Here is a 13,490-nt window from a genome sequence, read left to right as displayed (position 1 = left end):
GGCACCGGGCTCGGCTTTTCCATCTCTCTCCACGGTACCGACCAGGTGAGCTGCGTGTTTCTCGGCGACGGAGCCGTGGAGGAAGGCGTGTTCTACGAATCGATCAACTTCGCGGCGCTGAAAAACCTTCCGGTGCTGTACATCTGCGAAAACAACCTCTACTCGGTGTATTCCCCCTTGTCCGTCCGGCAGCCGGCAGGCAGGAGGATCTCCGAACTTGTGAGAAGCATCGGGGTGGAGAGCGATTCGGGCGACGGCAACGACGTGATGGAGGTGCATGCAAAGGTATCCGGCGCGATCCGTTCCGTCCGGGCGGGAGATGGCCCGCGCTTTCTCGAGTTCGCCACGTATCGCTGGCGGGAGCATTGCGGCCCCAATTTCGACAACGAAATCGGCTACCGCACAGAAGAGGAATTTTTACGCTGGAAGGAGAGGGACCCGATCGTACTCTTCGAGAACGCAGTGAAGAAAGGGTTTGTCGTTCCGGAGGTGGAGATCGCGGAAATGGATTCCGTCATCGAACGGGAAGTCGCCGACGCCTTCCGTTTCGCGGAATCCTCTCCGTTTCCGTCTCCGTCGGAAATCTTCACCGACCTGTACGGCAAGTGAGCGGCGGGAGGCGATGAACGTGGCGGGAGCGAGGATCATCCCCTTCTGGAAAGCGGTGAACGAGGCCCTGGCGGTCGCCATGGAGATGGACGGAAACGTGGTCACGTTCGGGCTCGGGACGGACGATCCGAAGCGCGTGTTCGGCACGACCGCGGGACTGGCTGAAAAATTCGGCCCGCGGCGGGTGTTCGACATGCCCACCTCCGAAAACGCGATGACCGGCATCGCCATCGGCGCTTCCCTGAACGGCATCCGGCCGGTCATGTGCCACCAGAGGCTCGATTTTTTCCTTCTTGCCGTGGACCAGCTCGTGAACAACGCCGCGAAATGGTCATACATGTTCGGAGGGAAGAAGTCCGTCCCGATTACTATCCGCTTGATCATCGGAAGGGGCTGGGGGCAGGGGCCGCAGCATTCCCAGAGCCTTCAGGCGTGGTTCGCCCACATCCCGGGTCTGAAAGCGGTGATGCCCACCACCGCCTACGACGCGAAAGGGCTCCTTCTGTCCGCGATCTTCGACGAGAACCCGGTGATCTTCCTTGAGCACCGCTGGCTGCACAACATCGAAGGAGACGTTCCCGCAGGGGATTACAGGGTCCCTCTGGACAAGGCGCATCTCATTGCTTCGGGCGCGGACCTGACCATCGTCTCGCTTTCATACATGACCGTCGAGGCGCTTCACGCCATGGATTCGCTTCGTGAAGCGGGAATCGGCTGCGACCTGATCGACCTGCGCTCGATCAACCCGATCGACTGGGACACGATCTTCCGGTCCGTGAAAAAGACCGGCCGGATCCTGGTGCTGGACACGGCGAACGAAACGCTTTCCGTGGCCGGGGAGATCGTCGCCAGGGTCGGCATGGAACTGTTCGGGGCATTGAAGTGCCCGCCGGGAAGGATTGCCCTGCCGGACTATCCGACCCCGACCAGCCCTGCGCTGGCGGAAAAATATTACCCGCGGGCGGAACACATCGCGGCGAAGATCGGCACGATGCTCGGACGGCCCGTCGACACGGAACCGATAGTCAAAAGCCGCAGGAACCCGCACGACGTGCCGGGCGACTGGTTCAAGGGCCCTTTCTGACCGTTCGGCGGGGCGGAGGATGAGCGGGAAATGAATCTTGGGTTGACGGAAAAGAGCGCTCTTGTCGTCGGGGGAAGCAGGGGCCTGGGCAGGGCGATCGCTCTCGGTCTCGCCCGGGAGGGCGCAAGGGTCGCGATCGTCGCCAGGAGCGCTTCCGCGATCGAACGAACGGTGGAGGCGATGGGCGGAGAAGCGAACGGGCACCGGGGGATTTCAATGGACCTGGTGCCCGACGGCTCGCCGGAAGCGTTGGTGGCCCGGTTGGAAGAAATGGGAATAAACCGCATCGATATCCTGATCCACAACCTGGGCGGGACACTCCAGGTGGGGGATCCTCTGTGCGGCGTGTCCGATTGGCGGAAGGTCTGGAGGCTCAACCTGGAAATCGCGATCGATATCAACCGCCGGCTCATACCTAAAATGAAGGAGAGGGGCTGGGGGAGGATCGTCCACGTATCGTCCGTCGCGGCGGTCCTGAATCATGGCTCGTTGCCCTACGGCACGGTGAAGGCGGCCCTGAACGCCTATGTGAAAAACCTGGGAGCGGTCCTGGCCCCGCATGGTGTCGTGGCGTGCGGGATCATGCCGGGGGCGATCCTGTACGAAGGAAGTGATTGGGAAAAAAGATCGCGTGACAACCCCTCGCAAGCCGCGGAATTCCTGAACGGCAAAATCGCCATCGGTAGATTCGCAAGGCCCGAAGAGATCGCATCGCTCGCGGTATTTTTATCCTCGGAACAGGCATCGTTTTTCTGCGGGGACGTTCTGCCTGTCGACGGAGGCTCCCGTTGAAACGGAAGGGCGGCAGCAAGGAGCCCCAATACCAGATCCAGGTGGATAACCTGGGAAAACTCGGGCCCGTCGAAATGGGGCCGACCGCAAGCCACACGTGGCGCTCCGATCCCAGGAGGCTCCTGTTCCTGATGTCGAGATACAAATTCTGTTCGAAACTCCTTGCGGGCAAATCAAGGGTTCTTGAAGTGGGTTGCGGCGACGGGTTCGGGATGCGCATCCTTCTCCAGACCGTAGGGCATGTCCACGGAATCGATTTCGATCCCATCTTCATCGATTGGGCGAAAATGCATGCGGAAAAGGAAGGGCTGTCCTGTTCCTTTTCCATTCTCGATATAACGGAAAAGGCGCCGAAGGGGTCGTTCGACGCAGCCTGCTCCCTCGACCTGATCGAGCATATCGATCCGGCGAAGGAAGCCCGCTACTGGAAAAACGTATCCGGGGTTTTGAAGAAAGACGCCCCTTTCATCGTCGGTACGCCGAATATCGCGGCGTCCGCGCATGCATCGGTCTGGAGCCGGGAAGGGCATATCAATCTGAAATCCGCCGATTCGCTGAGAGACGCCGCTTCCAAGGTTTTCGAAAACGTCTTCCTTTTTTCCATGAACGATGAAGTTGTTCATACCGGATATTCTCCGATGGCTCACTACCTGTTCGCGTTATGCACGGGGATACGAAAAGGTTCCGCGGCATGAAGGCCGCCGTGCTGTATCGCTTGAACGCTCCATTGAGAATCCTGGACGATATTCCCATACCTGCATTGAATCGCGGGCAGGTCCTGGTCCGGATCGCTTACAGCGGCGTGTGCCGCAGCCAGCTCATGGAGGTGCGCGGGGGAAGGGGGGAGGACCCGTATCTTCCCCACATGCTGGGGCACGAGGGCGCCGGGACCGTGATGGAAACGGGTGACGGAGTGACGAAAGTCGCGCCGGAAGACAGGGTGGTCCTGGGATGGATCAAGGGGGAAGGGATCGATGCGCCGGGCGCCAAATATAGATATGGAAATGAAGTGATCAACGCCGGCGGGGTCACGACATTCAGCGATCATGCTGTGGTTTCGGAAAATCGCTGCGTCAGTATTCCGGATTACGTCCCACTGGATGTCGCCGTTTTATTCGGGTGCGCCGTCCCGACCGGCGCGGGCATCGTCATGAACCGGATCCGACCGGAGAAAGGCAGCACCATGGCCATTTTCGGGCTGGGCGGGATCGGCATCAGCGCCCTGATGGCCACGATGATCTACGAATGCTCTGCGGTGATAGCGGTGGACGTGGACGAGGGGAAAATTGCGCTTGCAAGGGAATTGGGCGCGACCCATGGCGTTAATGCGGCACGGAAGGACCCTGTCGCGGAAATCCTGGGTATCACGGGGAATCGCGGGGTCGACTACAGCGTGGAATCCGCGGGCCTGAGCCGGACGATCGAGGACGCCTTCCGTTCGGTGAGGAAGTTCGGCGGGTTGTGCGTTTTCGCCTCCCACCCGCGGACGGGGGAAAAAATCGGGCTCGATCCCCACGACCTGATAAGCGGCAGGAGGATCGAAGGCAGTTGGGGGGGCTCCTCCCGGCCGGACACGGACATTCCATTGTTCGCGGGGCTTTACCGCGATGGCAGACTTCCGTTGGAGAAATTGATCAGCGACCGGTATCCGCTCGAGGAAATAAACCGGGCGATCGACGACCTTGAAAGCGGAAAGATCGTGCGGGTGCTGATCGAGATGAACAGTGGTAAGCGGTGAAATCGCAGCTCCGGGATGGATGATGGATAAGCTCAAGGAAGCCATAAGAAATGTCAACATCGACACTCCGAAGCCAAATCAGCTTTATTACAAGGCCTATTACGCGGCCGGGCTTCTCCTGCATCCCCGAAGGGCGATAAACCTGCTGAAGTACAAGGCCGCCAAATTCAGCCCCTCCGTGGATTATCTTCCCATGGTCATGGATATCGAGCCGACGCAGCGGTGCAATTACCGGTGCTCCATGTGCATCACGGGCTCCATGAACGCGAAACGGCCGGACATGACGTTCGAGGCCTTCCGGCGGATCCTGGACGAGCAGTACGGGTTGATGGAGGTGAAGATCCAGGGCGTCGGCGAGCCCTTGCTGAACAAGGATTTCTTCAGGATGATCGACTACGCGAAGAAGAAATTGCTCTGGGTGCGGACGACGACGAACGGTTCGCTGCTTCACGTGGGGGACAATTACCGCAAGCTGGTCGACAGCAGGGTCCACGACGTGAACATTTCGATCGACGGTTGCACATCCGAGGTCTACGAAGCCATACGGATCGGAGGCGACCTTGAAAGGATCATGGCCAACTGCCGGCTGATCAACGCTTACAACAACAAGGCCAGGAAAACCACGGTCAGGGCCTGGGCGGTCCTTCAGAAGGGGAACCTGCATCAATTTTTCGATTTTCCCCGTTTCTTCGCCGATCTGGGGTTCAAGGAGATGGCCTTGAGCTTCGCCATGCACAATTACGGGAGGGAAGGAACCAACGCCGAGGCGGCCGATTTTTCCTATACGGAAGAAGATATCCGGCGGATCGCAGGCCTTGCCAGGGAAGCGGGGATCAAGATGTTTTTCTGGTTCCATCCTGGCTTTCCGGGAAACGCCTTCTGCCAGATCCCTTTCGGCAGGATTTACGTCACCACCGACGGCCATATCATTCCATGCTGCTACATCGCCAATCAGGAAGTCGTCGATTTCGGAGAATACGGCGATTTCAAAAAGATCTGGTTCGAAGATTACACAGGGTTCCGGGAGCGCGTGAAGGGAAAAAATCCGCCTCCCGCATTCTGCCGTCAGTGCCACGGGGGGGATCGATGAAGAAAGCCTTGATTCTCGGCGGGGGATTTTCCGGATGCACCATGGCGCATCTCCTGGGCCGGGAAGGATGGGATTGCACGATCCTCGAGAAGGAAGGCGTGCTCGGGGGCGGATGCCGGACGTTTTTCTACGGCGGGCACCCGTATACGAAGGGGCCCCGCCCGTACTACGGATACAGCGAGAAGATCTTTCGCTGGGTGGATTCGTTCGTGAAGATGCGCCGGTTCCCCCATTACCTCCTGAGTTACGTGGAGCAGGACGGCCAGTTCTATGCCTACCCGATCCACGAGGACGACATCCCGAAGATGAAGCGGAGCGACAAGATCCGCAAGGAGCTGGCGGAGACCGATCCCGGGAAAAAGCCGGAGGATTTCGAGGAATACTGGATCAACAAGGTCGGACCGACCCTTTACGAGATGTTCGTGAACCGATATTCAAGGAAGATGTGGCTCATCGACAGCAACAAGGAGCTGGACACCTTCAGTTGGTCCGCGAAAGACAAGGTGATCGAGTCGGGCAGCAAGGAGTGTTACAAGGGGTCCATCATCGCGTACCCGGTCGCGAAGGACGGCTACAACACCTATTTCGAAAAAACGAGCGCCGCGGCCACCGTCCTGTTCAACGAAAACGTATCCGGCATCGACTTGAAGAACCGGACGGTAAAGATATCGGACGGCACCACGTTGAAAGGGGATGTCCTCGTAAGCAGCATCCCGCTCGAGGAGCTTTGCGGCGGCAGCCGCGGGGAGCTGCTTTACGCGGGAAGGGACTTTGTCGTCTTCGTGCTTCCTTGCAGGCAGGTGTTCCCAGGCGACATCCGGTTCTGCCACTACACGCAGGACGAGCCGTACACCAGGATAGTGGAATACAAGAAGCTTACCTTCCACGAAGCGGAAGACACCCTTCTGGTCATGGAATTCCCTTCGAAAAGCAATAAGCTATACCCATACATGATCAAGGAGCAACTCGAAAGGGCAAGGGAATACCTTTCCGACCTGTCGGAAAACGTGTATTCGATCGGCAGGCTCGGTACGTACAGGTATTCGACCATCGAGCAGACGATATCCCAGTGTTTCGCGACGTACCGGAAGATCACCGGAAAATCCGCTGACGGGATGGAGAAGGAATTCTTCAACCTTGGCGACCTCGAAATTATAAAAACCAGGTCCGGCTCCGGCAACTGAACGGGGTGCGGCATCGTAAAGGATGAAAAGAATTCTCGTCGCCCCGATTTTCGACCACCCGGCGAACAGGTTCTCCGGCGACAACGTCGCCCATTATTTTCCCGGCAAATATCTCTGGCACGTCTGCAACAGGCTGAAAACCGGGTTCCATCATCCCATCGACGGCGTGCGCATCGACGAACCGGTGAGCCTGTCCTATATATTTCCTTACTGCCAGCCGCAGGGGAATTATTTCCGGCGGCCCGAATGGATCGACGAGTTCCTGGTCGCCGGGGACGAGGGGGAAATAAACCGGATCGCGAAAGGGTACGATCTGTTCACCAACCACTACCGCTACAGGGGGCACAATCCGCCGGAGGTGAACCTGGGCTATTCCCGGGATTTGAATGCCTTCAACCTTGACCTGGTGGCCTATACCTGCAAGGCGGTTTACGAACACGGCATTTATATCGACGATCTCGAACTGAACGATCGGTGCGAGGAATTTCTTGCCGGAATCGGCGCGGAGATGAACCCGGAACGAAGACCGGTCGTCGTCATCCACAAACGGACGGACGATCCGCATGACCGGCACCTGGCGGATTACGGGGCTCTGAACGAAAGATTGCTGTTCGATCTGCTCGACGCTTACGAGGATTCCATTATCGTCCTGGCCGGGGACCCGTTGAGCTGGAAATATTACCGCCACCCGAGAGTCAGGTACCTAACTAGATATATCAACCGGAGGGAATTGCTTCATCGGTTGAAGGAATACAACGCCGCGCTCCAATACATCCTTTCTTCCTATTATTGCGCCAGGGCGGACGCCGTGTTGATCGGCATTTCCGGGTTCACCCTGTTCATAGAAAGCATACGGCCCCGAAACCTGATGCCGCCGGTGCCGCTGTTCTGGGGGCAGCAGACCTTTACGGGGATCGATACCGCGATCATGAAAGCGGGCTGGTCTTCGCCCGACATCGCAAGGTATAACCTCGAGCACCCGGAAGACACCGCGTTCCTGTATCAGGTGCACCATTTCCTGTATTACAGCCGGGACGAAGACCTTCTCAAGCCCTACTGCATGGATTACCCAAACTCGTGCTCGAAGGCGATGGACCTTCTTGCGAAACTGGAAAACAGGCACGGCCTGACTCATCCTCGCCGAGCCGAAAGCGAAGGAAGCGGAGGCGCCAGGCGACAGACGTTGTACGAGTCGGCGGTGAATGCGGTCTGGGCGGCGGAGCAAAAAGCGGATAAAATGGACAACAAAATCAAAAAGATAATACGAAAGATCAACTTTACCCGCGAGAAACCGCAATGACCCTTCATGCCGATTCCCTTAAAGCCCTGAACGTTATTCGCGACTCGACAAGCGGGAAGCGGGTCGTGTTCGTTTCGGGAAACTTCAACATCATCCATCCCGGCCACCTCCGGCTGCTGCGTTTCGCGCGGGAATGCGGGGATTACCTCGTGGTGGGGGTGCGCGACGCGAGGCACGACGGCGCTCATCTTCCCGAGAACCTCCGCCTCGAGGGGATACAGTCGATAAGCTGGGTGGATTACGGGTTCATCCTGCGCGACGTTCCCGCTGAATTCATCGGGGAACTCAAGCCCGCGTTCGTGGTCAAGGGCAAGGAGCATGAAGAGCTTTTCAATCCGGAAACCGCGGCGGTCGAAAAATACGGAGGGAAGATCCTCTTCGGCTCGGGGGACATCAGCTTTTCCTCCGTAGACCTGATGAAACGGGAATGGAAGGAACTGGATTTTTCCACGATCCGGAAGCCGCTCGACTTCCTTGCGCGGCACGGCATCGATGCGAAGGAACTGGCTGCGGTCCTGGACCGGATGGGCAAACTAAGGGTCTGCGTGGTCGGCGACACGATCGTGGACGAATATATCGCCTGCGACCCGCTGGGGATGTCGCAGGAGGACCCGACTATCGTGGTCACCCCGGTTTCGCAGGAAAAGTTCATCGGAGGGGCCGGCATCGTGGCCGCCCATGCGCGGGGGCTGGGAGCGAAGGTTCGATTCTTTTCCGTCGTCGGCAGGGACGATACGGCCGCGCACGCCAAGCGGTTCATCGACCTGTACGGCGTCGAGCCCCGGTTGTACGAGGACGAGAGCCGGCCGACGTCCCTCAAGCAGCGCTACAGGGCCGGAATGAAAACTCTCCTTCGCGTAAGTCATCTCCGCCAGCATGCGATCAACGGGGACCTGAGGAACCGGATGCTCCGGGACATCAAGGCGGCCCTTGACGATACGGACCTTCTCATCTTCGCCGACTTCAATTACGGCTGCCTGACCCAGCCGCTGGTGAACGAGATCGTCGACGAATGCTCCCGGCGGGGCATCATGATGGCGGCGGACAGCCAATCCTCTTCGCAGACGGGCGACATCTCCCGTTTCCGGAACATGTCGCTGATCACTCCGACGGAGAGGGAGGCCAGGCTGGCGGTCCGCGATTTCGACTCGGGCCTGGTGGTTCTTGCGGAGAAATTGAAGGAGAAGTCCCACGCGAGGAACGTTGTGATCACGCTGGGGTCCGAGGGAACGCTCATTCACGCGGAAATCAACGAGGTGAACCCCCACCTGACCGATCGCCTGCCGGCCTTGAATTCGGCGCCCAAGGACGTGGCGGGAGCCGGGGACTCCCTGCTGATCTGCGCTTCCATGGCCATGGCGGTAGGCGCCGATATCTGGCGGAGCATGTATCTCGGGTCGCTGGCGGCGGCATGCCAGGTCGGGCGCCTCGGGAACATCCCCCTGTCGACGGACGAACTGATGGCGGAAATCCGGATTTGAAAGCATTGCTCCTTGCCGCGGGCATGGGAACCCGCCTTAAGCCCCTGACCGACACCGTTCCGAAATGCCTCGTCCCGATCCGTGGAAAGCCCCTGCTGGAATACTGGCTGTCGATGCTGCACGATGCCGGCGTTTTCCCCATCCTCGTCAACCTCCATTACCTGGCGGAGAAGGTCCGGGGCTACATCGAAACGAGCGGCTTCCGGGAGATCGTTTCAACGGTGTACGAAAAGGAACTGCTTGGTACCGCGGGGACTCTATTGCGCAACCGGGCGTTCTTCGGGCGTGAGCCGATGATGCTGGTGCACGCAGACAACCTTTCCAGGTTCGACGTATCCGCGTTCATCGAACGCCACGAAATGCGGCCGTCCGGATGTGAAATGACCATGATGACCTTTCGCACTCCCACCCCGGAATCCTGCGGCATCGTGGAATTGGACGAGCGCGGTGTCGTGCGGGGATTCCATGAAAAGGTTCCGAACCCGCCGGGAAACCTGGCGAACGGCGCCGTCTATATTCTTGAACCTTCGATTTTCGATTTTCTTGAAACTCTCGGCAGGGAAACGATCGATTTCAGCACCGAGGTGCTGCCCCGTTACGCAGGCCGGATACATACCTTTCACAACGACGTATACCACAGGGATATCGGTACCATGGAAAGCTACGAGGCCGCCGAAAAGGAGGAACTTTTTATTCCATGATCTGCCGCGTCTGCGATTCCACCGAACTGGAACCGGCGATCGACCTCGGCAACCACCCGTGGTGCAACCACTTCCTCACGAAGGAGGAAGTGGGGAAAGAGCCCTTTTATCCGCTGCGCGTCGTCTATTGCCGCGGCTGCTCGACAGCCCAGCTCGACTACACGGTTAAAAAGGAGATCATGTTCGGGGACCACACCTACCTGTCCGGCGTGACGAAGTCCCTGAGCGAGCATTTCCGGTCCGTGGCGCAGCAGGTCGATGCGACGTTCTTCAGGGATGAGAAGGCGAAGTCGGTCCTCGACATCGGTTCCAACGACGGGACGCAGCTGAAGCATTTCCAGGCGCTGGGGTATGACGCGCTCGGCGTCGAATCGTCGAAGACCACGGCGAAAATCGCGAACGACTCGGGAGTGCCCACGCTGAACGCTTTCTTCAACCTGGACACCGCCGGCCGGCTCGGCAGGACGTTCGATGTGATCAACGCCGCCGGTGTGTTTTTCCACCTGGAGGAGCTTCATTCCGTAACCGAAGGCATCCGAAAGGCGTTGCGTGACGAAGGCGTGTTCGTCGTGCAGTTCCTCTACATGAAACGCATCGTGGAAAACGGGGCGTTCGACCAGATCTACCACGAGCACCTGCTTTACTATAACCTCCGGACGATCGAGGTGCTCCTCAACCGGCACGGCCTCTCCATGTTCGACGCGTATCTTGCGCCGATCCACGGCGGCTCGATGATCGGGTTCGTTTCCCACAAGGGGAAGCGCGCTCCTTCGGACCGGCTGATTGCGCTTGGGAAAGCCGAGGCGGAATCCGGTTCGAACGAATACGGAGCCTACGCCCGGTTCGCCGAGCGCATCCGGCGGATGAAGGACGAGAACCTGGCCTACCTGGGAAACGCCAGGCGGCTGGGGAAAAAGATCTTCGGCATGGGGGCGCCGGTCAAGGGGAACACGCTTCTCAATTATTTCGGCGTCGGCACGCAATACATCGATGTCCTGGTCGAGAAGAACGAGCTGCGCCGGGGTCTCTATTCCCCCGGGATGCATATCCCGATCGTGATCGAAAGGGAATTGGGCGAGATCCCGGACATCTATTACGTCCTCGCCTGGAATTTCAAGAAGGAGATCCTTGCGAACAACCGGCATCTCATCGACAAGGGGGTCGAATTCTTCTTCCCCGTGGATCCCCCGGAGGCCTGATCGATGAACATCCTGGTCACGGGCGCAACCGGCTTCCTCGGAACCGCCCTGTGCTCCCGGCTGGAGGCCGGGGGGCACCGGGTGACGAAGGTTCACTCCAAAAACTGCGACCTGATCCGCAGGGATTCCCTCCCGGCTCTCGATCACCCTTCTTACGACCGCATTTTCCATCTCGCAGCCTGGACGCAGGCCGGGGACTTCTGCATACACCATCCCGGGGAGCAGTGGGTCATCAACCAGCAGATCAACACCAACGTCATCGAGTGGTGGTGGAAATCCCAGCCGCAGGCGAAGCTGATCTGCATGGGGACAAGCTGCGCCTACGCCCCCGACATGGAATTGAAGGAGGAGAACTACCTTGTCGGGACCCCGATCGAAAGCCTGTTCACCTACGCGATGACGAAGCGGATGCTCTATGCGGGTCTGCTCGCGTTGAACAGGCAGTTCGGTCTCAAATACCTTTGCCTTGTTCCGTCGACGCTATACGGGCCTGGATATCATACCGACGGCCGGCAGATGCACTTCATCTTCGACCTGATACGCAAAATCCTCAGGGGGAAGCTGTACGGTGAACCGGTAGTCCTGTGGGGGGACGGGCATCAGCGCAGGGAGCTGGTGTTCATCGACGATTTCGTGGACATCATGATCAAGCTGACCGGGCAGGAAGAGAACCGGCTGATCAACATAGGCGCAGGCGAGGAGTTCACCATCCGCCGGTTCGCGGAGATCATATGCGTCAAGGCCGGGTACGACGTTTCCAGGATACGATACGATGCATCCCGCTACGTTGGGGCGAAGTCCAAATGCCTTGACGTGACGCTGCTGAAGAATCTTTTGCCGGGCATCGAACTTACGCCCCTCGAATACGGGATAGGAAAAACCGTCGAATGGTTCACGAAGGCCATGAAATGAGCGATGGGCATCTTTCGAATCTGGTATACCCGGAAACCGCGCTGAAAGACGGGAAGTTCGTATTCCCGGATTCGGTGAAAATCGTCAGGATCGATGTGGGTCTTTCGACCCACGCTTCCCACAGCGCATGGTTTCTCGATCTCCATAAAGACCGCGGGTCCATCGGCATCGAGGCGGACCCGAGGTGTTACGACGAGCTGATTCACGGGTCCGAACTGCTCCCTGAAGTGAAGCGGCTGGTCATCGACGGGCAGCTCATAAGGCACAACGGCGTGAACGTGGCCACTCTCGGTTCCAGGTTCATACTCGTGAGGTGCGCCATAAGCGATGTCCGTAGATACGCCAGTTTGCCTTTTTACCTCACCGACGCCCAGTTGGCCGGAGAGAACAGGCAGTACAAGGTGTTCGGCACCTCCTCGCTTCACGTCCCCTCCGAATCGCACCCTTCCGGCGGGTACCGAGTGGCGGACGTGCCGGCGATCCCGTTGAGCGAGATCATCGCCGCCGTCCCCGACCGGTTCGAATTCATCGAGGAAATCAAGGTGGATACCGAAGGCCACGATTTCAACGTGTTGGTGAGCGCAGGCGAATCGATACGAAAAGCGGTTTACGTTACGGTCGAGTCCGGCAGGACGGCCCCGAAGCACCACCACGGGATCGACGTTGATTCGACCAATTCAACCCGGTCCTTGATCGAACGACACATGGAAAACATGGGATTCCGGGTCGATTTCGAGGATTCGACGGATCAGCGGTATATCAATATTCGGCTGGAAAAGCTCGTCAGGCGTTACGGTCTCGATACGGAAGGTGACCCGTTGATCCTGGGGAAGAAATCGTCGCGGTGGAAACGGATTCGATTCAAGGGGAAGAGATTCCTGCGCGGCATCGGGCGGGCTTGAGCCGCCCGCGCGGGATACGGAGCCGGTTCAGATCCAGAAATGGAAAAAGTTTTCGATCCTGTCGATCCGGTAGCCGCACTTTTCGTATAGCCTGCAAGCCGGAACGTTTTCCCCCTGCGTCACGACCTGTGCGAGCCGGTATCCCTTCCCGCGGGCCCACACCTGGGCGGCGCGGACGAGGGAAACCCCGACATTTCTCCCCTGCATGCCGGTCGCAACCGCGAGCAGCCCGATATCGCCGCGTCCCTGTTTTTCTCCGAGAGTAACCATCCCGGCAATGATGCCCGAGCCGCGGATCACCAGGACGGAGTCGGCAATGTTCCGGTTCACGGAGTTGCGGATCCACATTTTGTACAACTCGGCGCATTTCCCCTCGGGCATCCTGGGGTCGGCCTTGAAACGGGAGTAGGTCCCCGCCCGGATCGCAAGGGCTTCCAGTTCGCCGCACGGGACCGGAGCGCCGTATTCCTCCGCGATCCAATCCTTCCCTGCGACAGG

Annotated in this window: 14 protein-coding genes; 13 read left to right on the top strand and 1 reads right to left on the bottom strand. The window is 58.8% G+C overall.

All coding sequences use genetic code 11. The features are described from left to right. The 13 genes from HY896_11275 to HY896_11215 all read left to right on the top strand — a co-directional run. Positions 1-609 (top strand): thiamine pyrophosphate-dependent dehydrogenase E1 component subunit alpha (locus HY896_11275; GenBank protein ID MBI5576930.1); only part of this gene is annotated, 609 nt, incomplete at its 5' end. Between the two features lie 13 nt (positions 610-622). After that, on the top strand, positions 623-1,693 hold the full coding sequence (locus HY896_11270) for an alpha-ketoacid dehydrogenase subunit beta (GenBank protein MBI5576929.1): 1,071 nt from the start codon (positions 623-625) through the stop codon (positions 1,691-1,693). A 30-nt stretch (positions 1,694-1,723) separates the two neighbouring features. Then, positions 1,724-2,485, top strand: coding sequence for an SDR family oxidoreductase (locus HY896_11265; GenBank protein ID MBI5576928.1), 762 nt, complete (start codon positions 1,724-1,726; stop codon positions 2,483-2,485). Beyond that, positions 2,482-3,180, top strand: coding sequence for a class I SAM-dependent methyltransferase (locus tag HY896_11260; protein ID MBI5576927.1), 699 nt, complete (start codon positions 2,482-2,484; stop codon positions 3,178-3,180). Before HY896_11265 ends, HY896_11260 begins: the two co-directional genes overlap by 4 nt. Further along, on the top strand, positions 3,177-4,223 hold the full coding sequence (locus tag HY896_11255) for a zinc-binding dehydrogenase (protein ID MBI5576926.1): 1,047 nt from the start codon (positions 3,177-3,179) through the stop codon (positions 4,221-4,223). The genes HY896_11260 and HY896_11255 overlap by 4 nt, the downstream gene beginning before the upstream one ends. 19 nt (positions 4,224-4,242) lie before the next feature. Then, positions 4,243-5,313, top strand: a complete 1,071-nt coding sequence (locus HY896_11250; protein ID MBI5576925.1) for a radical SAM protein — start codon at positions 4,243-4,245, stop codon at positions 5,311-5,313. Further along, entirely contained in the window at positions 5,310-6,497 is a 1,188-nt protein-coding gene (locus HY896_11245) for an NAD(P)-binding protein (GenBank protein ID MBI5576924.1), read from the top strand. Before HY896_11250 ends, HY896_11245 begins: the two co-directional genes overlap by 4 nt. A gap of 22 nt (positions 6,498-6,519) precedes the next feature. After that, a complete protein-coding gene (locus HY896_11240; GenBank protein MBI5576923.1) occupies positions 6,520-7,797 on the top strand; it encodes a hypothetical protein in 1,278 nt (425 codons plus the stop codon). After that, on the top strand, positions 7,794-9,278 hold the full coding sequence (locus HY896_11235; protein ID MBI5576922.1) for an adenylyltransferase/cytidyltransferase family protein: 1,485 nt from the start codon (positions 7,794-7,796) through the stop codon (positions 9,276-9,278). Before HY896_11240 ends, HY896_11235 begins: the two co-directional genes overlap by 4 nt. Further along, the gene (locus HY896_11230; protein MBI5576921.1) at positions 9,275-9,979 is read left to right on the top strand and encodes a nucleotidyltransferase family protein; all 705 of its coding nucleotides are present in this window, start codon (positions 9,275-9,277) and stop codon (positions 9,977-9,979) included. Before HY896_11235 ends, HY896_11230 begins: the two co-directional genes overlap by 4 nt. After that, positions 9,976-11,178, top strand: a complete 1,203-nt coding sequence (locus HY896_11225; GenBank protein MBI5576920.1) for a class I SAM-dependent methyltransferase — start codon at positions 9,976-9,978, stop codon at positions 11,176-11,178. Before HY896_11230 ends, HY896_11225 begins: the two co-directional genes overlap by 4 nt. A 3-nt stretch (positions 11,179-11,181) precedes the next feature. Continuing rightward, on the top strand, positions 11,182-12,090 hold the full coding sequence (locus HY896_11220; GenBank protein MBI5576919.1) for an NAD-dependent epimerase/dehydratase family protein: 909 nt from the start codon (positions 11,182-11,184) through the stop codon (positions 12,088-12,090). After that, positions 12,087-12,992, top strand: coding sequence for an FkbM family methyltransferase (locus HY896_11215; GenBank protein ID MBI5576918.1), 906 nt, complete (start codon positions 12,087-12,089; stop codon positions 12,990-12,992). The genes HY896_11220 and HY896_11215 overlap by 4 nt, the downstream gene beginning before the upstream one ends. Before the next feature lie 27 nt (positions 12,993-13,019). On the opposite strand, the gene HY896_11210 is transcribed toward HY896_11215, so the two are convergent. Further along, the coding region (locus HY896_11210) for a GNAT family N-acetyltransferase (GenBank protein MBI5576917.1) at positions 13,020-13,490 on the bottom strand (471 nt) is incomplete at its 5' end.

The sequence above is a fragment of the Deltaproteobacteria bacterium genome (assembly GCA_016218975.1).
GTDB lineage: Bacteria > Desulfobacterota > Deferrimicrobia > Deferrimicrobiales > Deferrimicrobiaceae > JAENIX01.
The sequence above is the reverse complement of the archived record's forward strand: the minus strand, read 5'-3'. Positions and strand labels throughout refer to the sequence as shown.